Source organism: Lysinibacillus sp. Bpr_S20 (assembly GCF_023337835.1).
GTDB lineage: Bacteria > Bacillota > Bacilli > Bacillales_A > Planococcaceae > Lysinibacillus.
Genome location: NZ_JALNLQ010000003.1, coordinates 517,193 through 540,325, shown reverse-complemented (window position 1 = coordinate 540,325; position 23,133 = coordinate 517,193). Strand labels below are relative to the sequence as shown.

Annotated in this window: 23 protein-coding genes and 1 other annotated feature; of the genes, 19 read left to right on the top strand and 4 right to left on the bottom strand. The window is 36.5% G+C overall.

The annotated features are described in order from the left end of the window. Positions 1 to 221: 221 nt before the first annotated feature. The 4 genes from MWJ95_RS10720 (at position 222) to MWJ95_RS10705 (ending at position 5,857) form a co-directional block, all read left to right on the top strand. On the top strand, positions 222 to 1,853 hold the full coding sequence (locus MWJ95_RS10720; RefSeq protein ID WP_249073567.1) for a Na/Pi cotransporter family protein: 1,632 nt from the start codon (positions 222 to 224) through the stop codon (positions 1,851 to 1,853). Between the two features lie 190 nt (positions 1,854 to 2,043). After that, complete coding sequence (locus MWJ95_RS10715) at positions 2,044 to 2,523, top strand: DUF456 domain-containing protein (RefSeq protein ID WP_249105499.1); 480 nt, start codon at positions 2,044 to 2,046, stop codon at positions 2,521 to 2,523. 175 nt (positions 2,524 to 2,698) lie between these two features. Next, positions 2,699 to 3,304 (top strand): superoxide dismutase, encoded by a 606-nt coding sequence (locus MWJ95_RS10710; protein WP_249073569.1) that lies wholly within the window; start codon positions 2,699 to 2,701, stop codon positions 3,302 to 3,304. A 351-nt stretch (positions 3,305 to 3,655) separates the two neighbouring features. Further along, positions 3,656 to 5,857 carry a peptidoglycan D,D-transpeptidase FtsI family protein gene (locus MWJ95_RS10705; RefSeq protein WP_249105497.1) on the top strand — a complete coding sequence of 734 codons (2,202 nt, stop codon included), beginning with the start codon at positions 3,656 to 3,658 and terminating at the stop codon, positions 5,855 to 5,857. A 245-nt stretch (positions 5,858 to 6,102) separates the two neighbouring features. On the opposite strand, the gene MWJ95_RS10700 is transcribed toward MWJ95_RS10705, so the two are convergent. Then, positions 6,103 to 6,297, bottom strand: a complete 195-nt coding sequence (locus tag MWJ95_RS10700) for a hypothetical protein (RefSeq protein ID WP_249073571.1) — start codon at positions 6,295 to 6,297, stop codon at positions 6,103 to 6,105. Between the two features lie 327 nt (positions 6,298 to 6,624). On the opposite strand from MWJ95_RS10700, the gene MWJ95_RS10695 reads away from it, so the two are divergent. The 9 genes from MWJ95_RS10695 (at position 6,625) to MWJ95_RS10655 (ending at position 15,891) form a co-directional block, all read left to right on the top strand. Beyond that, complete coding sequence (locus MWJ95_RS10695) at positions 6,625 to 7,599, top strand: PstS family phosphate ABC transporter substrate-binding protein (protein WP_249073572.1); 975 nt, start codon at positions 6,625 to 6,627, stop codon at positions 7,597 to 7,599. A gap of 64 nt (positions 7,600 to 7,663) precedes the next feature. Continuing rightward, a complete protein-coding gene (pstC, locus tag MWJ95_RS10690; protein ID WP_249073573.1) occupies positions 7,664 to 8,611 on the top strand; it encodes a phosphate ABC transporter permease subunit PstC in 948 nt (315 codons plus the stop codon). Between the two features lies 1 nt (position 8,612). Beyond that, positions 8,613 to 9,491, top strand: a complete 879-nt coding sequence (gene pstA, locus MWJ95_RS10685) for a phosphate ABC transporter permease PstA (protein WP_249073574.1) — start codon at positions 8,613 to 8,615, stop codon at positions 9,489 to 9,491. 60 nt (positions 9,492 to 9,551) lie between these two features. Next, a complete protein-coding gene (gene pstB / locus MWJ95_RS10680; protein WP_249074082.1) occupies positions 9,552 to 10,337 on the top strand; it encodes a phosphate ABC transporter ATP-binding protein PstB in 786 nt (261 codons plus the stop codon). A 12-nt stretch (positions 10,338 to 10,349) separates the two neighbouring features. Then, positions 10,350 to 11,009 (top strand): phosphate signaling complex protein PhoU, encoded by a 660-nt coding sequence (phoU, locus tag MWJ95_RS10675; RefSeq protein ID WP_249073575.1) that lies wholly within the window; start codon positions 10,350 to 10,352, stop codon positions 11,007 to 11,009. Positions 11,010 to 11,476: 467 nt separating this feature from the next. Continuing rightward, the gene (locus MWJ95_RS10670) at positions 11,477 to 12,349 is read left to right on the top strand and encodes a vWA domain-containing protein (protein WP_249073576.1); all 873 of its coding nucleotides are present in this window, start codon (positions 11,477 to 11,479) and stop codon (positions 12,347 to 12,349) included. A 73-nt stretch (positions 12,350 to 12,422) separates the two neighbouring features. Further along, the gene (locus tag MWJ95_RS10665; RefSeq protein ID WP_249105495.1) at positions 12,423 to 13,493 is read left to right on the top strand and encodes a mechanosensitive ion channel family protein; all 1,071 of its coding nucleotides are present in this window, start codon (positions 12,423 to 12,425) and stop codon (positions 13,491 to 13,493) included. Between the two features lie 39 nt (positions 13,494 to 13,532). Further along, positions 13,533 to 13,798 (top strand) — a binding site (T-box leader). Positions 13,799 to 13,936: 138 nt separating this feature from the next. Then, entirely contained in the window at positions 13,937 to 15,322 is a 1,386-nt protein-coding gene (gene trpE, locus MWJ95_RS10660; protein ID WP_249105493.1) for an anthranilate synthase component I, read from the top strand. After that, a complete protein-coding gene (locus MWJ95_RS10655) occupies positions 15,319 to 15,891 on the top strand; it encodes an anthranilate synthase component II (RefSeq protein WP_249073579.1) in 573 nt (190 codons plus the stop codon). Before trpE ends, MWJ95_RS10655 begins: the two co-directional genes overlap by 4 nt. A 65-nt stretch (positions 15,892 to 15,956) precedes the next feature. Here MWJ95_RS10655 and MWJ95_RS10650 read toward each other — a convergent pair whose 3' ends face one another. Beyond that, a complete protein-coding gene (locus MWJ95_RS10650) occupies positions 15,957 to 16,454 on the bottom strand; it encodes a hypothetical protein (protein ID WP_249105491.1) in 498 nt (165 codons plus the stop codon). Between the two features lie 3 nt (positions 16,455 to 16,457). After that, complete coding sequence (locus MWJ95_RS10645) at positions 16,458 to 16,910, bottom strand: hypothetical protein (protein ID WP_349294139.1); 453 nt, start codon at positions 16,908 to 16,910, stop codon at positions 16,458 to 16,460. Positions 16,911 to 17,061: 151 nt separating this feature from the next. Here MWJ95_RS10645 and rpmG point away from each other — a divergent pair, with 151 nt between their 5' ends. The 4 genes from rpmG to MWJ95_RS10625 all read left to right on the top strand — a co-directional run bounded on the left by rpmG (position 17,062) and on the right by MWJ95_RS10625 (position 20,245). Beyond that, positions 17,062 to 17,211 carry a 50S ribosomal protein L33 gene (gene rpmG, locus MWJ95_RS10640; RefSeq protein ID WP_008408521.1) on the top strand — a complete coding sequence of 50 codons (150 nt, stop codon included), beginning with the start codon at positions 17,062 to 17,064 and terminating at the stop codon, positions 17,209 to 17,211. Positions 17,212 to 17,276: 65 nt separating this feature from the next. After that, positions 17,277 to 17,861 (top strand): 5-formyltetrahydrofolate cyclo-ligase, encoded by a 585-nt coding sequence (locus MWJ95_RS10635; protein WP_249073582.1) that lies wholly within the window; start codon positions 17,277 to 17,279, stop codon positions 17,859 to 17,861. Between the two features lies 1 nt (position 17,862). Next, positions 17,863 to 18,072 (top strand): YqgQ family protein, encoded by a 210-nt coding sequence (locus MWJ95_RS10630; protein ID WP_249073583.1) that lies wholly within the window; start codon positions 17,863 to 17,865, stop codon positions 18,070 to 18,072. Between the two features lie 277 nt (positions 18,073 to 18,349). Next, positions 18,350 to 20,245: an LTA synthase family protein gene (locus MWJ95_RS10625; protein ID WP_249073584.1), complete on the top strand. Its 1,896-nt coding sequence runs from the start codon at positions 18,350 to 18,352 to the stop codon at positions 20,243 to 20,245. Between the two features lie 541 nt (positions 20,246 to 20,786). On the opposite strand, the gene MWJ95_RS10620 is transcribed toward MWJ95_RS10625, so the two are convergent. Continuing rightward, positions 20,787 to 20,966, bottom strand: coding sequence for a DUF2759 domain-containing protein (locus tag MWJ95_RS10620; protein ID WP_249073585.1), 180 nt, complete (start codon positions 20,964 to 20,966; stop codon positions 20,787 to 20,789). Between the two features lie 168 nt (positions 20,967 to 21,134). Between MWJ95_RS10620 and MWJ95_RS10615 the strand changes: the two genes are divergently transcribed. Then, complete coding sequence (locus tag MWJ95_RS10615) at positions 21,135 to 21,779, top strand: MBL fold metallo-hydrolase (RefSeq protein WP_249073586.1); 645 nt, start codon at positions 21,135 to 21,137, stop codon at positions 21,777 to 21,779. A gap of 621 nt (positions 21,780 to 22,400) precedes the next feature. Further along, positions 22,401 to 23,051: a YidC/Oxa1 family membrane protein insertase gene (locus MWJ95_RS10610; protein ID WP_249073587.1), complete on the top strand. Its 651-nt coding sequence runs from the start codon at positions 22,401 to 22,403 to the stop codon at positions 23,049 to 23,051. Positions 23,052 to 23,133 lie beyond the last annotated feature (82 nt).

Here is a 23,133-nt window from a genome sequence, read left to right as displayed (position 1 = left end):
AATGTTCACCAAAAGTGGTGGATGACTTTTGTTAAAACATATACTATGTAAATAAGTTGATTGGAGTGGAGACTGGGCGCACCTAGGACATCAACCACACTTTTTGGTGATGATTCAATGAAATGTTAATATTGTGTAAAGAAGTTAAAGGTTTTCTTTACTTTTTCTAAACTATCATTTAAAGATTAGAAGTAGAGATGTAGGAATTGGAGCGAATACAATTGACAATAGATTGGCAAAGCATACTGTTTCAATTTTTAGGCGGTTTAGGAGTCTTTTTATTTTCCATTAAATTTATGGGGGATGGTCTCCAAAAATCAGCAGATGATCGGCTGCGTGAATGGTTGAATCGTTTTACAACAAATCCTTTAATGGGCGTGTTAGTAGGCATAATTGTGACGATTTGTATCCAGTCGAGCTCTGCAACGACGGTAATAACGGTTGGACTAGTGAGCGCAGGTTTTTTAACATTGCGTCAAGCAATCGGTGTCATTATGGGGGCAAATATTGGAACGACAATAACTTCATTTATTATTGGTATTGATATCGGCATCTATTTTTATCCGTTATTGGCGATTGGAGCAGGGTTGTTATTTTTCTTTAAGAAGGCGACGTATCAGTATATCGGGCAAATATTATTTGGCTTCGGCGGACTATTTTTAGGATTAGAGTTAATGAGTGCAAGCATGCAGTCACTTCATCAATTAGCGGACTTTGCAACGTTAACGCTACATCTAAGTAATCTGCCTATTTTAGGGATTTTCCTTGGAACGGTTTTTACATTGCTTGTCCAAAGCTCAACAGCAACTGTTGGTGTGCTGCAAGGCTTATACGCTGAGCATTTGATTGGCTTAGAGAATGCTTTACCTATTTTATTTGGTGAAAATATAGGCACGACCATAACAGCAGTATTAGCTTCACTTGGTGCTTCTATATATGCCAAACGTGCGGCGGCAGCACATGTGCTATTTAATATTATAGGTACAATCATTTTCATGCTGTTTTTTACCCCATTTATGCATTACGTTCAGTGGATTAGCGGGCTATTCCACTTAGAAGCGAAAATGCAAATAGCGTTAGCACATGGCTCATTTAACTTGATTAATATGATGATCCAACTACCATTTATCGGAGGATTGGCTGTACTTGTCACGAAGTTAGTGCCTGGGCATGATGGAAATATTGATGTGACAACAAAGCATTTAGATCCATCATTCATTGATTCCTCTCCAGCGATTGCTTTAGGGCAAGCGAAGGAGGAAGTGTTACGTATGGGGGAACATGCACTTCATGGTTTAGAGGAAACATTTTTATATATGAAAACGGGTGAGGCTGCTCATGTTCCTACTGTTTTACAATTAGAAGTAGCCCTCGATCATTTGGACAAGGAAATTACGAATTATTTAGTGATGGTGTCTAAGCAACCACTTTCTCGAGCAGACTCAGTAAGACACCATACCCTTCTAACAAATGTGCGAGATATCGAACGAATTGGCGATCATTTTGAAAATATTTTAGAGCTTTTACAATATAAAGATCATCATGAGGTAAGTTTAAGTAAGTCAGCTCGACAAGATTTAATAGGGATGTTTAGCTTAGCTATTGAAGCTGTACGAAAGAGTATCGCGGCGCTAGATACTGCCAGTTTGAGTTTGGCACAGGAAGTAACTGAGCTCGAAAGCTTAATAGATGATATGGAAGATAAACTAAGACAAAAGCATATTGCGCGTTTAAATACAAGTGAATGTAATGGAGCGGCCGGAATCGTCTATACAGATATCGTTAGCAATTTAGAGCGTATAGGAGATCATGCTGTAAATATAGCGGACTCCATTTTGGGGATTCGACAATAAATGAACGAAACTTTTAGCTTTGTGGATTCGTATAAAAGGCAATGCTTAATTTTATGCTGGTTAATTAGGAAAGCAAGGGATTCTTGAGCGATGTAAGCGCATTTATAGCAAATTGTAGCGGAAATGATTCAGCTTACGTCAATTTCTTCTCATTAAGTAACCTGATGCACGACAAAAGGAGAGAATTTTTATGGAAGTTGTTGGCTGGATCTTAGTGATTGCCTGCTTTATCATTTCATTTGTTGGATTGGTATACCCGATAATTCCAGGTGTGCTTTTTTTAATCGGCGGTTTTTTAGTCTATGGATTATTTTTTTCATTTGCGGAACTAAGCTGGTGGTTCTGGGCGAGTGAAATAATATTTGTGGTTATATTATTTGTTGCCGATTCTTTAGCCAATGCCTTCGGTATTAAAAAATTTGGTGGTTCAAACGCAGGTATGTGGGGAAGTTCCATTGGTTTATTAATTGGCCCGTTCGTCATTCCGGTGGTAGGTATATTAGTAGGGCCATTTTTAGGAGCGGTAATTGCAGAGTTGATCGTAGAGCGTCGTACATTTGGAGAGGCAGTGAAAAGCGGTGTTGGTTCTCTTGTTGGTTTCTTAGCATCCACAATTGCAAAAGCAGTGATTCAAATTGTTATGATCGTTATATTCTTTATAGCGATATAAATTTCTTCTCGATAGTTTAACCATTAAAGATACGGGGTAGGATAGTAAACGTATCGGTTTTTCAGTCAAAAGGCTGAAATCTTCAATTTGAAGTATTTTTCGTTGAATGGTTTGACCAATTTTGATAATCTAAGAATGTACTAATTATTTCTTTACTTTAGGGAGGAACTTAACAATGGCTTATGAATTACCACAATTAACTTACGCTTATGACGCATTAGAACCACATATCGATGCAAAAACAATGGAAATTCACCATTCTAAACACCACAATACTTATGTAACAAACTTAAACGCAGCAGTAGAAGGCACTGAATTTGCTGAAAAAGACATTAACGCTCTAATCGCAAACATTGATGCTCTTCCAGCTGATAAACAAACTGCTGTACGTAACAACGGTGGCGGACATGCTAACCACACATTATTCTGGGAAGTAATCGCTCCAGGCGGTTCTAAAACTCCAGTTGGCGAAGTTGCAAAAGCAATCGATGCTAAATTCGGTTCTTTCGATGCATTCAAAGAAGAATTTGCAAAAGCTGCTACAACTCGCTTCGGTTCAGGTTGGGCTTGGTTAATCGTTGATGGTGACTCAGTTGCTGTTACATCTACTCCAAATCAAGACTCTCCAGTGATGGAAGGTAAAACGCCAGTTCTAGGTTTAGACGTTTGGGAGCATGCTTACTACTTAAACTACCAAAACCGTCGTCCAGATTACATCGGTGCATTCTGGAACGTAGTAAACTGGGATGTAGTGGAAGCTAAATTCCAAGCTGCAAAATAATTTTTGTCTAATAAAGGCTATGTCAAGGTGATGAGTCACCGAGGCATAGCCTTTTTTGCTGTCTTTTTAGAATCTTAGTTGTATTCATTGCAAGTTAAAGTGGTGAAATACACCAGTTCATGTGTCAGTTGAGATGAAAGAGAGGCGTTGCACTGTGCCTCCCCCTTTGTAATTATTTAAAACTATTTTAAAGCAATCGATAAAAAACAGAAACTTTTCCACTTAAAGTGCCGTCAAATAAATGATGTTTTCAAGCATAAATTCATAAGTGCATGCTTTCCTGTCGTACCTTCGAATGGTATACTAGGTATCGTGTATTTAAATTGTAATTAGATGAGGAGGGGAATACATATGCGCAAAGCACCGGGAAAAAATCGCGCTTCGAGTGTTAAAGCAAAACATCACTCTAATTTAACATTTCGTATGAATGTCCTTTTCTTTGCTATATTTCTTGTATTTTCGATGCTAATCTTTAGGCTTGGCTATATGCAAATCGTAAAAGGGGAAGAGTATGTAAGCGAGTTAGAGCGTAAAGAGGAGGTACCTGTTAATACAAGTGTACCAAGGGGACGTATGTATGATCGATACGGGCGTATTTTAGTGGATAACCAACCAGAAAACGCTATTACGTATACGAAAATGCCGTCGACAAAAACAGAGGAAATGATAGAGATAGCTGAAAAGCTGGCACAATTGATTGAGCAGCCAACAAACCGTGTCACTTTACGTGATAAACAGGATTTTTGGATCATAAAAAATCATGACGCTGCTTATGCAAAGGTAACTGATAAAGAAAAAAAGAAAATTAGAGCTCAAGAAAACGTAACGGAAAGTCAAGTCAATGCACAGATAGATAAACTTGTTCGTGAACGAATCACAAATGAAGAATTATTGCAATTGACAGAAAAAGATATGGAAGTATTAGCTATCTTCCGAGAGATGATAGCAGGCTACAATTTATCACCACAAATTATAAAGAGTGAAAATGTATCTGCCGATGAATTTGCACGTGTCTCTGAGCGTTTAACGCAACTACCAGGTGTTAACACAACAACTGACTGGAAGCGTTTGAAATTATCATCACTCGCAATTTTAGGACGCACAACTGTACCTGCAAAAGGGATTCCGAAAGAAAAGCTGAATTATTATTTAGCTCGTGATTATTCACGAAATGACCGTGTTGGTGAAAGTTATATTGAAGCACAATATGAAGATTTACTACAAGGACAAAAATCAGTAGTTAAAAACATTACGAATAAAAAAGGACAGATAGTCGATACCGTTACTACCTTTGAAGGTAAGCCAGGTAATGATTTGAAACTTACAATTGATAGTGAGCTACAATTAGAAACTGAAAAAATTGTCGAGCGTGAATTGTTAAAATTAAAATCACGTGGGGGTTCGTATTTACTTGATCGTGCCTTTTTAGTCATGATGGACCCAAATACAGGCGATATTTTATCAATGGTTGGTAAGAAGATCGAGAAAAATCCTGAAACAGGGAAAAATGAAGTCATCGATTATTCGTATGGTTCCTTTACAACAGCTTATGAGGTAGGGTCTGCAGTTAAGGCGGCAACATTACTAACAGGTTACAAGCTAGGAGCCATTACACCAAAAACTGTATTAGGAGATGAACCAATCCATTTATTAAATACGCCAATTAAAAAATCAATTTTTAACCAAGGTGGCTATATTTCAATGGATGGTTTAAATGCCTTGGAGCAATCTTCAAACGTTTTTATGTTTAAAACAGCTTTGCTTATTAATGGAACACCATATAGCTATGGAATGCCTCTTCGTTTAAATGATAATACATTCCCAAAAATGCGTAATTCTTATGCACAATTCGGGTTAGGTGTAAACACAGGGATTGATTTGCCAAACGAATTTAGTGGGGTACAAGGTCCAACAGGTCCAACCTATGGAGGTAAAGCTCTCGACTTAGCGATTGGACAATATGATACGTATACACCGTTACAATTGGCACAGTATATCTCGACAATCGCAAATGGTGGCTATCGCATTCAGCCACATGTTGTGAAGGAAATACATGAGCCTTCAAAAGATGGGGAATCACTAGGCCAATTAGTAACAGAAATAGGACCAACAATTTTAAATCATATTGATAATTCACCAGCTGAAATTGATTATGTGAAAAAAGGGCTTCGTCGTGTCTATACAGGTGCAAAGGGTACAGCTCGAGCTCAGTTTGCAAATGCACCATATACAGCGGCAGGGAAAACAGGAACAGCTGAGGTAGTGTATTTCGGACCGTTAAAAGAGCATTATGGTACGCAAGCACTTACTTTAACACATGTCGGTTTTGCTCCTTATGAAAATCCTGAAATTGCCTATGCTGTTGTCATTCCATGGGCAACAACAGGGCGTGAACATTTGTCACATAATAATGTTATTGCTAGAGAATCTGTAGATAAATATTTTGAGTTAAAAGCAAAATATCAAGCTGAAAAAATGACAGATAGTAATGTCAAACAACCAATTCTACCTGCTATTACAAAAGACAAAATTGGTGAAGACGAGGAAAAATAAGAGAAACCGCTAGTGCATTTCATTGCCTAGCGGTTTTTTTACAGTTTCAGAGTTTTCTTGAACTTTTGTCACGGAATTTCACATAGGATGTTAGCTTAAAAATCATCGCATGCGATAACGGCTAACGACCTGCATCCGTCAGGCCTAAGCACAAAGCTGAGCATAATTGATTATCCACAAAAAAACACGGTATGAAAGATCATTATTTTCATACCGTGTTTTAATTATTTGTATATAAAAACTTACTATATAGATAATTGCTGAATAGCTATTTCAAATTGTTGTTTTGGTTTTATTCCATAAAGCTCTATATTATTGCAGAAATAAGACTCTACCATAAAATCAACGGCTTCCTGTAGAGTGAATTCTCGATGTTCCATAACAAGTGTTAAATACGTTTTAAAGTAATTGGCATTTTGTACTTTTGCATGTTTAATCACAAAGTCAAACTCCTCATAGATTATTTCCTGACACAATTGCTTATTATAGCATCTTTCTAAAAGGAAGCAAGTATTATCTCATCCATATACAGTGCTTTCTACTAATTGAAAAACAGATTTTCAAAAAGGAGTGTTATGAAAATTCGGAAAAATTATGCCCGGCTGAAATGATTTGCAATTGTAAATTCATCTTTACAATCATTTACAAAGCATTACATTCCTTTACGTGTCTTTTACGAACTGTTTATACGACTTCAACATTTAGTCATTATAGTAAAGATTGTAAGACAAACAACTATAAAAATGTTAATGACGGAGGCAAATGAGATGAAAAAGTGGAAGTACTTAACGATGACAGCGGTAATGGGTTCAGCATTAATGCTTGGTGCATGTAATAGTGACTCTGCACAAAAGGGTAACAATGGGGAAACAAACGCACCTGCGAGCTCAGGACAAGATGCTGCTGACAAAAAACTGCAAGGAGCTGTTTCTGGAGATGGTTCATCAACTGTTGCACCAATTATTGAAGCAGTTGTTGAAGAGTATGCAGGGACTCAACCAAATGTCAAAGTATCGGTAGGTGTTTCTGGTACTGGTGGTGGCTTTGAAAAATTCATCGCAGGTGAGACAGACTTTTCTAATGCATCTCGTCATATAAAAGATGAAGAAAAAGCGAAACTAGAGAAAGCGGGAATTGCTTTTACAGAACTTCCTTTAGCATATGATGGTATTTCAGTTGTCGTGAATCCTGAAAATGATTGGGCGAAAGATTTAACTGTTGAGCAATTAAAGAAAATCTGGGTGGAAGATGGGAAACCTAAAAAATGGTCTGATATAGATCCATCTTGGCCAGATGAAAAGATCGTGTATTACTCACCGGGTACTGATTCGGGGACATACGATTACTTTGATGAAGTGATTTTAGATGGTGCTGATCTAGCAAAATCAGCAACATTATCAGAGGATGATAACATGCTAGTTCAAGGTGTAGCGGGTGACAAAAACGCAATCGGCTTCTTTGGCTACGCGTACTACTTAGAAAATAAAGATAAGTTAAGTATTGTGAAAGTAAACGGCATTGAGCCAACAAATAAATCAATTGAATCTGGTGAATATGCACCGCTTTCACGACCACTATTCGTATACGTGAAAAATAGTGCTATGAAAGAAAGTGAAGCAGCATATGACTTTATCAAATATACACTTGAGCACGCAGGAGATATGGCAGAAGCAGTAGGTTATGTCAGTCTACCAGAAGATAAATATAGTGAAGCTTTAAAAACTTTAGAAGGCTTAAAATAAGCAGACATGCATAGAGGGAAAGAGATGTATGCTCTTTCCCTCTGTTATTTGAAAGGAGCACCCAATGGTTTCTCAAAAAGAAAACAAGACATCATCTGTGCAGCAATTAATTGCAAATTCGCGCAATAAAAAAATAAAGAAAATAGTGGAAAAAGCAATGCCAACTCTATTATTTTCAGCGGCACTTATCTCAATATTGACGACATTTGGCATTGTTTTCACCCTTATTTTTGAAACGTTTGAATTCTTTAAACGTGTTTCGATTACGGATTTCCTATTTGGTACACAGTGGCTACCGTTTTCAGGAAAGGAACCGTTATTTGGGATATTACCTTTAATTGCTGGAACATTGAAAGTCACACTTATTGCAGTTGTTGTAGCAGTACCATTTGGCATCGCTTCTGCAATCTATTTAAGTGAATATGCAAGCGAAAAAATAAGACGTACGGTTAAGCCTATTTTAGAGGTGTTAGCAGGTGTACCAACAATCGTTTATGGCTTCTTTGCCTTAACATTTGTAACACCGATGCTACAGCAGATTATTCCAGGGTTAAAACTTTTTAATGCACTTAGTCCGGGTATTGTTGTAGGTATTATGATTCTACCCATGATTACGTCACTTTCTGAGGATGCGATGTCATCTGTCCCGAATAGTATGCGAGAAGGAGCCCTAGCTCTTGGAGCAACAAAGTTTGAAGTAGCGATAAAAGTAGTATTACCAGCTGCATTATCAGGCATTATTTCTTCAGTTGTTCTCGCCATTTCCCGGGCAATTGGTGAAACGATGATTGTATCACTTGCAGGCGGATCTACACCTAAATTCAATTTAGATGTGACAGACTCGATACAAACGATGACTGCGTATATTGTACAAGTTGCAACAGGTGATGCTGGCTATGGTACGACAATTTACTATTCGATTTATTCAGTCGGATTCACATTATTTATCTTTACTTTAGTGATGAATTTACTTGCTCAATATATTTCTAAACGCTTCAGGGAGGTTTACTAGCATGCGCTATATGGATGACACGGTCGTCATGAAACGAATGACAAAACGTATTACATTCAATAAAGTTTGGAAGTCATTATTCTTCTTAGCTACGACCTTTGCATTAGTGACACTAGCTATTTTGCTTTATCGTATAGTTACACAAGGTGTCGACTATTTAAATATCGACTTTTTAACAAATTTTGCTTCACGTTTTGCCGATAAAGCGGGTATTAAGGCAGCTTTAATAGGTTCACTTTGGCTGATGGCAGTTGTTGCGCCAGTGTCGATTATTATAGGTGTAGGGACTGCGATCTATTTAGAGGAATATGCAAAGAAAAATAGACTAAATGACTTTATTCGTATGAATATTTCTAACTTAGCAGGTGTACCTTCCATTGTTTTTGGTTTACTTGGGTTAACTATTTTTGTTCGAATGTTAGGACTAGGGAAAAGTGTTTTAGCAGCCGGTTTAACAATGAGTTTATTAATTTTGCCAGTGATCATTGTTGCGGCGCAGGAGGCTATTCGTGCTGTACCGAATGAACAACGTGAAGCTTCTTATGGTATGGGTGCGACAAAATGGCAAACGATATTGCATGTTGTGCTACCGGCAGCCATACCTGGCATTTTAACAGGAAGTATATTAGCGATGTCTCGTGCGATTGGTGAAACGGCACCACTTGTTGTTATTGGAATTCCTGTTATTTTACAGTTTTTACCTAATGGTTTATTAAGCCAATTCACAGCTTTACCAATGCAAATTTACGATTGGGCAAAACGTCCGCAAGAGGCATTTCAATATGTAGCGGCAGCCGGTATTTTAGTTCTTATGACAGTGCTTTTACTAATGAACTCTATTGCTATCTTTATTCGAAATAAATTCCAAAAACGTTATTAATGAGGTGACCTTATGGTACTGGGTATAAAAGAGGAAAATTCAATTGTCAAATCGATTCATATGGCTACAAAGCCATCGACTGATGTTGCTAAAAAAGTAGTATACGATACACGTAATTTAAATTTATGGTACGGGGATCATCATGGTTTAAAAGACATCAATTTAAGCATCTATGAAAATGAAGTAACAGCTATAATTGGCCCTTCAGGCTGTGGGAAATCTACTTATTTAAAAACGCTAAATAGAATGGTAGAGCTTGTACCGAGTGTTCGAACATCAGGTGAAATAGTATATCGTGAGCGCAATATTTTAGATAAAAGCTATACTGTTGAGGAATTACGCACTCGTGTAGGTATGGTATTCCAGAAGCCAAACCCATTCCCAAAGTCAATTTACGATAATATAGCCTATGGCCCACGTATCCATGGCATAAAAAATAAAAAAATTCTTGATGAAATTGTTGAAAAATCATTACGCGGTGCAGCAATCTGGGATGAAGTAAAAGATCGCTTAAATCAAAATGCATATGGTTTATCAGGTGGACAGCAACAACGGATCTGTATTGCTCGTTGTTTAGCGATTGAACCAGATGTTATTTTAATGGATGAGCCAACATCCGCACTTGATCCGATTTCTACATTAAAAGTGGAGGAACTTGTACAAGAGTTGAAAAAAGATTATTCCATTATTATCGTGACACATAATATGCAACAGGCGGCACGAATTTCTGATCGTACAGCATTTTTCCTAAGCGGAGAGGTCGTTGAGTACGATAAAACAGACGTTATCTTCCAAACACCAGCAGATCAACGTACTGAAGATTATATTTCAGGTCGTTTTGGCTAAGGAGGAGATAAGATGGTAGTGCGTGAACGTTTTGAACAGGAATTAAATGAAGTCCAAGAACAATTTATTGAGATAGCTAATAGTAGTATCAATGCCCTTAAAATAGCATTTGAAGCATTATTAAATCAGGATTTAGAGACATCCCTAAAAATTCTTGAGGACGATTTAATCATCAATCGTCTTGAAGAAGAAATCAATGACCGTGTTATATTAATGATTGCTAAGCAGCAGCCCGTAGCTACTGATTTGCGTCGCCTCATGGTACTTGTTAAAGCATCAGCTGATATGGAAAGAGTAGGGGACTATGCGGTGAATATTGCAAAAGAAACGATCCGTATTGGAAAAGATCCGCTTGTTTTCCCTACAACAAATTTGCAAACGATGTGTACCAAGACTGTAGAAATGCTAGAGAGTATAATCAAAGCCTTTACAGATGAAGATACTGTTAGTGCCAAGGAAATTGCGGAACTAGATGATTACGTTGACGATTTATATGGAGCGACAATAACGCTATTGTTACGTGCAGGAGCTGAAAATCCATCACATATATCTCAAATCACACACTTAACATTTGTTTGCCGATACTTAGAGCGCTCAGCTGACCATGCAACAAATATTGCTGAACACTTATTTTACTTAGTTAAAGGTAAACATTATGAATTAAATAATTAGTTAGAGAAGAGCCGATGATAGGCTCTTTTTTTCATATTGTTAAAAACAAATTTATCCTATTAAATAAAATATGGCACTTAAATAAAATGAGTGTTTAATTTCCGTTCCGACTGGGCGCTTTCCTAGGGGCGTCCGATGAGCCGCTTCACTCGCGTTGCTCGCTCCAGGGTCTCATCTGTACGCTGATCCCTAAGGAGTCGCCCAGCCTCCACTCCAATTAAACACTCTTCATAGTAAGTATCTTCTGTCATATCAGTCATTCTATTTATAGTGATACAAAGGAAGGATTATAAGAGAAGTGCGAACATTTAATTCGAGAAAACCTTGCTCAAGATATGATTAAGTAATAGCAACATTTTTAATAAAAATAGCGTCAAAATACTGTAAGCGTTAATGTATTGTCAAAAAATTATTTTGGTTATACTATAGACATTATCCGAAAAATTGCGCTGAGGAGGTGCTGCTTCGTGAAAGACGCTGTAGAATCACTCTTAGAAAAATTTGATCTGGAATTCACGTCAGAACAACGTGATTTTTTATGTTTTCTATATGAAAACTTACATCTTGAGGAATTAAGTGATAAGGAACAACATTTTTTTATTGACTATTTTTACAAGAGTGAAACCTTACGAAAGATGGCAGCATTTGCACTTGAATTGGCAGATATCATGCATGAAATTTATGAAAATATACCAGCTGTTGAGCAAGCCGAACGATTGGCCAATGGAAAAGAGCAGCGCTTGTATTATGAGCGAAAGTGGCAGATAGCAAGGCGACGAAAGCTTAATCGTCAAACAATAAAAAAAGGAAATATCCTATATGTTCCGTTTAATGAATATAAAAAAGAAACAGGACCAATTATTATCTGTCTTGAGCAAACAACTGGTATGGCGGCATATTCTGCGCTTTGTAAAAGCATAATTTTACCGTTATTTATGAGCGCGCATCGTGAACGTCGAGATTTATATATCGTTCCATATGACTGTCAAGTTCATGTACATTTTCGATTTGAAGACGGGCATTTAAATTTATCCGATTTTAAGGATTTTATTGAATATAAGGCAAAGGGAGAAGCTGCGGTTCTGCCTGTGCTTCAATTTGTAAAAGGCTTACTCCAAGAAAATCAACATTGTACAGAAGCGGATATTATTATTTTTACAGAAGGTACTCCAATCGATGGGCAACATCTCGTTGGAAAACAAGCGAAGGCTGTACTGGAGGAAATGAAACGTACGTATCATGCTGAATTTTCGGTAATCGCAATGCATGAGCATAATTTTAATGAGCAGCAATTTTGGTTTGCTAATAAGGCTTTTTTTGCGGATGATGCAATTCAATAAAAACGGAGCTGATCGTCAATGTTGATCGGCTCCTTTTCTGTAAATATACATAGTAATTAGAGGAGAATAAAATTTGAATTCATTGAAATGGTTATTACCCGATATTTCAACCCCAACGTGGATGGAAATTATTATTGCCGTTGCACTTTGTGTAATTGGTTGGTTTTTTCAGCAGTTTGTTATAAAGAAAATGATTAATCGTACTGTTACATTTCTGAAAAATCGTCAGCGTAACTTTCAGGCAACAGTACTCGCACAATTTAATAAAGCGATTCGCTATGCATTTATGTCTGCAGTTTTTGTACTTAGCTTATCAATATTATTAGAAATCTTTTTATTTACACATGTAGCAACTAAAAACTTTGTATTGTCGATTATGGTCTTTTTTGCTTTCAAAGGCGTATACGATGTTTTAAATTATTATACAAAGCAGCCACTACCATTGAATAACGATGAGGAACCAAATGTCCTGTTACCTTTCTTTCTTCGTATAGGGAAAGTGCTCATTATGATATTGGCGATGTTTACGATTGCTTCTTTCTGGGATTTTAATTTGAATGGCTTTCTAACTGGGATTGGCTTAACTGGTGTCGCGATTGCTTTTGGTATTCGAGATACACTCGCACATGTTTTTGGTGGGATGTCAGTCGCATTAGATAACCCATTTCAAATTGGCGATTGGATAGCAACGGAGGACCAAAAAATTGAAGGAACCATCGAAGATATTAATCTTCGAAGTACTTTAATTCAAACCGGTGATAAAGGGCTTGTCTATGTCCCTAACTCCTATTTGGTAAATCGACCAATCTATAATTTATCGAAAAGAGAAAAACGAAAATGTGAGCAATTTTTATTTGTAGCTGCTGAAAATGAAGAGGAAAAACTACGAAGTGCTTTAAGTACCATTCAAAAGGAAATTTATTTGCATGCTCAAACAGAAAAAGAAATGATTCATGTATTTATAGATGAGTTTTATCCAACCTCTTATCGCGTCCTTGTGCGTTTCTTTGTGACAACAAATGATACGGCGGAGATGCTAAATGTGCGACAAGATATTTTATTTGCTATACGCCAAATCTTTCAAGAACTAAATATTATACTAGCAAATCCAGCTGAAGATGAATGGCTTCGTAACAAAAAATAAATTGAATTGTTAGTTTTTTTATTTTACAATGAATACATGATATCAGCTTTGATGAAGAGTAGTAGCTATTATTATTTGTTAATAGAGAACTAGTGGTTGGTGGAAACTAGTACAAATACATAGTGAATGGACTTCGGAGCTCTAATCCTGAATAAAGTATGGATTAGCGTCTGCCTACGTTACAGGGTATAGAGTGGGTCTTTTAACTCTTTCAGCGGATATCCAAACTCGGCTGAATGTAATTATGCTGGTGCATAATTGATGAAGACCAATGAAGGTGGCACCACGGCTTTTCCGTCCTTTTGTGATGGAAAGGCCTTTTTTATATGTTTTGGCGGGAATGAATAATCCGGACCAATGAAGTTTGTAGAGTCAAATCCGGCCAAGCATAATGGGTAGATTTTGGTGTAGAAGAGCAGAGCATAGAAAAGGAGAGAAAGAGTATGACAGTTGAGCTTAGAAAGTTTGCCATGAAGACATTACAGGGTGATATGATGACGCCAATTTCCGTTTATCAATCACTTGTAGGGGAGCATAAAATGCTTTTTGAGTCGTCTGCCAAGCATGAAGAAAGTGGACGTTACTCGTTTATAGCGATCAACCCAATCGCAGAACTGACAGGAGATAGGAATGGTTATTCTTTTACAAAAGGCGGAGAAACAGAAAAATCCAACGACAATGTGTTAGTAAAATTACAGCAAGTTATGCCATTGCATAAGGAACAGTATCCTTTCGCCTTTTTTGGAGGAGCAATTGGGTTCTTTGGTTATGAAACAGCATTTTATACAGAAAAAATAGGTGAATACTTGCCAGACGATTTAGAAATGCCGGATGTCCATATCTATTTCTATGATACATTTATCGTTTTCGATCATTTAAAGCAAGAGATCACATTAGCAGTGATCGATTTATTTGATGAAGGGCGTTCTCTTGAAGCAATGGAAATGGCTATTTGTAAGATGAAGGAGCAGCTATATGCTGGAGCAACATTTGACGACACGACATTTGGTCAACTAGATTTCAAGCCGATGATTGCCAAAGAAAATTTTGTAGCACTGGTTGAACGTGCAAAACAGCATATTCGTAAAGGTGACATTTTCCAAATAGTTTTATCGCAACGCTTCACTTCACCATATACAGGTAATCCTTTCGCTTTATATCGTCAATTACGTACTTCTAATCCATCACCATATATGTTCTATATGGAATTTGGAACGTATACCATTTTAGGAACATCTCCAGAAAGTCTCGTCAAAGTGAAGGATCGAAAAGTAACGACAAATCCAATCGCTGGAACGAAGCCTAGAGGAAAAAACGAGGAGCAGGATAACATAATTTCGGAAGCACTATTAAATGATGAAAAAGAAATCGCTGAACATCGAATGCTGGTGGATTTAGGTCGAAATGATCTGGGGCGTATTGCCAAAGTGGGTTCAGTGAAGCTTATAAAATATATGAATATTGAGCGCTATAAACATGTGATGCATATCGTATCTGAGGTTATCGGTGAATTACGTGATGATGTACATGTTATGGATGTTCTTAGAGCTTGCCTTCCTGCAGGTACAGTATCAGGTGCACCGAAAATTCGCGCGATGCAACTAATCAATGAGCTCGAGCCAGTGAAGCGTGGTGTCTATGCGGGCGCAGTAGGCTATATTTCTGCAACAGGCGATATGGACTTGGCTCTAGCTATTCGGACGATGATCATTAAGGGGCATCGTGCTCATGTGCAAGCAGGAGCCGGTATTGTTTATGACTCTGTGCCCTTGTCTGAATACGAGGAAACGCTAAATAAAGCTCGCGCGCTATTGGAGGTGAAAAAATGATTTTACTGATCGATAACTATGATTCATTCACATATAATTTATTCCAGCAAATACGAATACTTGGGAAAGATGTAAAAGTAGTTCGTAATGATGAAATGACAATTGAAGACATTCAAAACATGCAACCTGAAGCCATTATTTTATCGCCGGGCCCAGGTACGCCAATGGATGCAGGGATAACAGTGGATGTAGTCAAAGAACTTTATACGAAATTTCCGATTTTGGGCATTTGTCTTGGACATCAATCGATAGGGCAAGCATTTGGAGGAAACATTGTTCAAGCTAAAAATATAATGCATGGAAAATTATCGACGATTCAATATGAAAAAACAGGCTTTTTTGCTCAGTTAGACGGTAAAATCGAAGTAATGCGTTATCATTCTCTCGTCATTGAGCAAAACACGTTACATGAGGATTTTAATATTTTGGCAAAATCCAGTGATGATGGTGAAATTATGGCCATTCAACATAAGGAGTACCCACTCTTTGGGCTACAATTCCATCCGGAATCCATTGGGACAAAAGAAGGCAGTATAATGATGCGGGCTTTCATCGAACAAATATCATAAACGAAACTAAAGAGGCTGTCATCGAAAATCAGTAGTTGTGATTTTTGGTGACAGCCATCTTTAATCTATTGTTTTTTTCCTGTAATCAATTTGGCAATCTCCTCTAAAGACATCGAAGAATTGACTTCATAGGAGCCGATTTGTAAGCTTCGCGCGTATTTAGGGTTAGCTAGTAAAAGTTCCATTTCAACACTATTTTCGATAATGCCACCATCTTCAAGCTTTTGTGCCACGATATAGGGGGTAATACCACTGTAAATTTGGAGTGACATAGTTGTATCTTTTGCCGGTGCATCTGCCGATTTATGATTGTCTTTAGTCGTTGTTTTCGGTGTATCTGTCTTCGGAGTATTTTCCTTTGGAGCTTGCTTTGCTTGTTCTTTTAATAATGCAATTTCTTTATTTGCCTGTTCAAGCTTTTTTTGCAGCTCCTCTACATGTTCTGTATTTGTGGAAGCTTTAGTTGGAAGACCGATATTGAGATCAAAACGAGCAGCTAAAGCTAACAATGCTCCGACAAGAAAAAGTGCAATGCCAAATGCACGGATAGCGGACTTATTCATGAATTACCGACCTCCGTTTGCAATCACTTGGCGGACTTGCTCTTCAGTTAAATTTGAACGAATACTAATATCAGATACAGAAAGACCCTGCTTATTTAGTTCAAGCACCTGACTTACAATAATTTGATGGATAGGTTTCGTTTTGGGAGTAGCTTGTCCTGTTTTCGATGCCTGAGCAGCCTGTTGAACAGCTTGCATGACCTGCTGTACTTTCGGATTTGCTACCGTGTTATTTTGCGCTGACGGTGATTTAACCTGAAACTCTGGCTCTAATAACAGCTCTTCCTCAACAATTTTTAAACGACGTTTTAAATTATTAGTTTCTTGAAAAATAGAGATGGATAGCTCCTCAACATCTTGTTCGACTTTTTTCGCGCTATTTTTGAAAAAGAACGAAACAATTATTAGGAGTATTCCTACAATCATAAGTATGATGGATAAATCCAATAGTTTCACCTCATTAAGTATGTAATTATAAGATATTTTACCATATGCAAACTTAATATGAAATGAAGGTAGATTTTTTTTCAGTTTGTGTTATAATGGGTTAGTCGTATAAATCATGCTCAAAAATTTTAATTCTTGATATAGAGTGGGAGGGTTAATAATGCGCGTAAACATTACTTTAGCTTGCACAGATTGCGGCGAACGTAACTACATTTCTAAAAAGAACAAGCGTAACAATCCAGAGCGTCTTGAACTTAAAAAATATTGCTCTCGCGAGAAGAAATACACTCTTCACCGTGAAACTAAGTAATCGCTCATTAAGCCAAAACCACTTGTGGTTTTGGCTTTCTACATTTTAATAGGAGGTAGCTTAGCATGGATAAAGTAACTTTACGGAATGAGGTAAAGGAAGCACTTGCAAAAATAAGCGAAGTAGCTTACCGCGATCTATCAACTACTGTAGTTAAAAAAGTGCTACAGGAATCATATATAATAGAAGCAAGTACAATTGGCATTACCATTTCCAATAAGCCAGAAATCGACACTATTCAATTAATAGAAGAACTATGGAAACTTGATAAAAAAGTTGCTGTACCTAAATGTAATCCAAAAACAAGAGAGATGTCATTTTATGCCATTGAATCATTTGCCCAGCTTGAAACTGTTTATATGCATTTGCGTGAGCCAATTCCAGAGAAGTGTGAGTTTGTTGACGCAAATGAAATGGATGTCATACTTGTTCCGGGAGTTGTTTTTGATAAGTTCGGCTATCGAATAGGCTATGGCGGTGGTTATTACGATCGCTATATATTAAACTATAAGAAGGGTATGCTCATTTCTCTGTTATTTGAAGAGCAGCTATATGAACACATACCTACAGAAGCGCACGATTGCCCTGTAGATATCATTGTGACACCGACAAAGCGTATTGATTGTGTAACACAACGAGGAGCGAATTAAAATGGACAAAATGTTAGATATTTATGAATTATTAAAAACATACGGCACTTTTATTTACACACGAGATCCTATTGGTGATTTAATGTTAATGGAGGATGAAATTCGTGAGTTGTATAAAGCGAATGTACTAGATATTAAAGATTACCAAATGGCATTATTACTAATTCGTCAAGAAACAACAAAACTTCGTATGAAAGAAAATCATCAGTAATGTTTTAAATATAATTCATTTGGGGTATTGTAAAAATAATGTAACAAGTATGTAATATTCATAAAACAGTGGTTTTCCACTGTTTTTATAATTTACGAAACTTTTTACAAAGAAAAACGTATATATTATTGTCCAGCGCATAAACGAACAAGGAGAACGGTTTTTCAAAAATATATCTATTGATTATCTGTTAAAAAAAGATTAAGATATATTTTGTTTCAGTAACAAATGTTAAAAATTATTATTTTTTTGTAAGAAAGTAGGGAGGATGTTAGGAATGAAATCAATAAAGTGGCCTAAACATTCATTTATGATACTAGCAATTGTAGCAACTTGGATTAAAACGGTCATTGTTTATCACACAAGCTTTGAAATGAAACTTGAAAATGCGATGCAACAATTTATTTTGTTTATTAATCCATTAAGCTTCTTGCTATTTGCTTATGGTATATCGTTATTCTTTAAATCGCCAAAAGTTAAAAGTCGTTATATAATTACGATTAGTGTTATTTTATCTATAGTCTTATATGGGAATGTGGCGTTCTATCGTTTCTACAACGACTTTATTACGATACCAGTATTATTCCAAACAAGTAACTTTGGTGATTTAGGAACATCAGTAGCAGCGATTGTAAGCCCTTGGGATTTATTATATTTCGTCGATGTACTTATTCTAATATTAGCTAATAAATATTTACCTAAAATCAAAGAAACTGTAAAAATCAACGTAGAATTCCGTCGCGCATACTTCGTATTGGCGATTGCTGTGTCATTCTTAAACTTAGGATTATCAGAAACAGAGCGTCCTCAATTGTTAACACGTAGCTTTGACCGTGAATTACTTGTGAAAAACATTGGTACTTATAACTACCATTTGTATGATATTTATATTCAATCTAAATCTTCTGCTCAACGTGCATTAGCGGATGGCAGTGAATTAGTAGAAGTGAACAACTATATTCGTTCAAATCAAGCAGCAGTTAACCCACAAATGTTTGGTAAATACAAGGGTCGTAATTTGATTGTTGTTTCGATGGAGTCTTTACAAAACTTTGTTATTAATAATCAAATGGATGGTCATGAAGTTACACCATTCTTAAACTCTTTAACAAAAGATAAAGATACGTTTTATTTCAGTAACTTCTATCACCAAACTGGATTAGGGAAAACTTCAGACTCAGAGTTTATTTTAGAAAACTCATTGTTCGGCTTAGGTCGTGGAGCGGTATTCTTCACACACGGTGGAAATACGTATAACTCAATGGCTGAGCGCCTTGGAGATAATGGCTACTTTACGAATGTCATGCACCCAAATAATAAATCATTCTGGAATCGTGACATGATGTATCAATCATTACACATTAATAAATTCTATGACATAGACTCATATAAAATTGGTGAAGGGCAAGCTGTTAACTGGGGTATGAAAGATATCCCATTCGTAGAGCAATCTGCAGCATTAATGAAAGATATGCCTCAGCCGTTCTATTCTCGATTAATTACTTTAACGAACCACTATCCATTCACATTGGATCCAGAAGATGTAATGATTCCTGAATATACTTCAAATTCAGGGACATTAAATCGATATTTCCAAACAGTTCGTTATATGGATGAAGCACTTAAAGACTTCTTCCAAAGCTTAAAAGATCAGGGTGTATATGATAACTCTATTATTGTAATGTATGGTGACCATTACGGTATTTCAGAAAACCACAACAAAGCGATGGCTCAATATTTAGAAAAAGAAAAAATTACACCATTTGATAATGCATTGTTACAAGAAGTACCTTTATTCATCCATATCCCTGGAGCAGGTGATGGTAAAGAAATGACAGAGGTTGCTGGACAAATGGATTTACGTCCAACAATTTTACACCTTCTTGGCGTTGAAACTTCAAAAGATATGCAACTTGGTGCAGACCTATTTTCACCAGAGCATGAAGATTTCGTTGTTTTCCGTGACGGTCGTTTTGTAACAGATAAATATGTCTATGCTGGTGAAGCTTGTTATGACAAAGCCACTGGGGAAGAAATTGAAGGTGAGCCATGTCAGCCATACGCTGATCGAGCTACGAAAGAACTAGAAAGTTCTGATGCCATTATTAATGGCGATTTACTCCGCTTCTATGACCAAAAGACAGGTAACTTGAAGCATGGGGCAGTCAAGTAACAAAAAAGAGATCTCACGATAGCAGGGCACTGAAAAAGTCTCTATATCTTCTCATTTCGCGAGGTATTCAACGATTAAATCGTTGAATACCTTGCTTTTTTCATTTGGCACTGTACTCCACTGTTGTTTTCCGAAGCATTGCGCTCGCTTTCCGCGGGCGAGTGCCGCGCCTCCTCTTTACGCTTCACTTCGTGCGGGGACTCGTCTGTCTCGCTTTCTCGCAGGAGTCGAGCGATGTTTCTCTAAACAACGCAATGTATTCGTTTTCCTTTAAATAAAAGAATTTAATGTGCAGGTGGCGTCCCCGATGATTTCAAATCAAAAAACTTTTAATTTAAGTCCATGCATGGCGTCTATGTTACATCAAAAATCACCGAAATAATTTTTACAAGAGAAATCAAAAAACGTTCGAAAAGCTGTCTATAAAATAGACGAATCAATGAGAGAAACTTCCTGCAAAGGCCACTTCTAACGAAGTAATATAAAAAAACATAGAAAAAGAGCAGCCTCAATGGAGGCTGCTCTTTTTTCTGTCTAAATTTTAGTGTAATTTTGTTGGGTATCCGCTATTAATAACAGTCATAATAACAAACCAACCGAATACTGCAGCACTTAATACGTTGAAAACAACACTTAAAAGGTTCTTTTCCTTAATTGCTTGGAATGTACCAACTACAGCTAAAATCGCAACTAGACCAAAAATAACCATTAATAAGTTCATTAAAAATAGACACTCCTTTCGACATCAGAAAATGAATGTCGTAAACAATATTCCTCCTTAATTGTAAACGTTCTACCTGTTTTTGTCGAGAACTAAAATAGTTTAAACTATGAACATTTATCGTCAAATTGTGGCAAAGGTTGTATAATTGAAATTGAGGTGATAACAATGATGAACGTACGAAGTTATTCACTTGGACCTGTCCAAACGAATTGTTATATCGTATCGAATAAAAATAAGGAATGCTTAATATTTGATCCAGGAGAAGAAGCAGATCGCATCATCAAGACTATCCGCAGTAACAATCTAAAACCACTAGCCATCTTTTTAACACATGCACATTTCGACCATATCGGTGCCGTGGATGCTGTCCGTGAGGCTTTTGATGTTCCGGTATGGATTCATGAAAAAGAAGTAAGCTGGTTAGGAGATCCAACAAAAAATGGCTCTAGTAAATACGCAGCATTACCAGATTATATTGTCGGTGCCCCAGCTGAAGAAAATATTATTAAAAAAGAACAGCTATTAGAAATAAGCGATTTTAATTTTAAAGCGATTTTTACGCCAGGACATTCACCAGGTAGTATTTCATATATATTTGCAAATGATGGCTTCGCTATTGTTGGAGATACACTATTTGAACAAAGTGTAGGTCGTACAGATTTACTTGGAGGCTCGACAAAAGTATTACTTACATCCATTCACGATAAGTTATTGACACTACCTGAGGATACTATTATCTACCCCGGTCATGGGAACTATACAACGGTCGGTGCAGAAATGGAAACAAATCCTTTTTTAAATGGTTTTTAAATTAGCTGATAAAGGTAATAGTTAAATATCATTCATTGGAAATATTACATTCTTTTATGATAAAATAGGATAATCATGGAAGGTAGTGGATGGTATCTGTTAAAACGTATATCATTTATATAAGTTGATTGGAGTGGAGACTGGACGCCACCAGGAAGCTTTCCTCTGCGTCAGCGGCAAATGTTTTATTTGTGTGAAAGCGAAGCGGCAGCAACAAAATGTTTTATCTGTGCGAAAGCGAAGCGACAGCAACAACAAAGTGCACAGTCGGAACGGAATCAACCTCACGTGATGGTGATCAACCAAATAATAATAGGTGTGATGTAAATGGAATTATTATTGCTATTATCGCTTATTACTGATTTTAGTTATTTAGTACAACATAGTCCATTTATTAAAGTATACATTTATACTATTTTCGATAAAATTGCTGTCATTGATACGAATCTTGACGTATCTATTGACTTAACTGTCAATGTCAATTTCGAAAGTAAAATTTATCCTTCTCATATGTTTCTTAATAAATGGTTGAGAAAAGTAATTTACAGTAAATCAGATAATGACGAAGAATTAAAGTCCCTTTTATAAGAAAAATACTTATAAAAGGGGAGAAATTAATTAATGTTTGAATTTATAACACAACCACTGACAAATTTGCTAGATATTTTCTTTAATTTTACGGGGAGCTATGTAGTGGCCTTAGTGATTTTAACAGTGCTAATACGCTTAATTTTAATGTATCCAAATTATAAATCCTTTAAATCCCAACAAACAATTACACAAACGTCGTTAGGTAATAAGGAAAAATTAATAGAGCTACAATCAAATTTAAGCAAGGCTAAAACAGAAGAAGAGCGTAAAGAATATCAGTTGCAAATCTCTCAAATAATGATGGAAAACTTTTCGGGTATGAAAACAGGTTGTTTAACAGCGCTTATACAATTTCCGATTTTAAGCGGACTGTATTATACCATTACAAAAAACAATGCCATCAAGCATGAGAATTTCTTTTGGTTTAATCTAGGGTCTGCCGATATTTTTATGACAATTATCGCAGGTTTAGCGATGATGATTCAAATTTATATGTCAGTTAAGCTATCTGATAATCGCAATCCACAAATGAAAATAATGATAGTTATGATGCCTATGATGATTGTTATTTCTTCAATTTTCATGCCATCAGCCATCCCATTTTATTGGACAATTTCATCTTTGTGGGTGATATTACAGAGCTTCGTGTTTAATAAATTAAAGCCTGAATTAACTTCATAAAATACAAAATCCCCCTTGCGATTCGTTGGATAGATTAAATAACCAAAATCTAACCATGTAATTGCAAAGGGGATTTTACTAT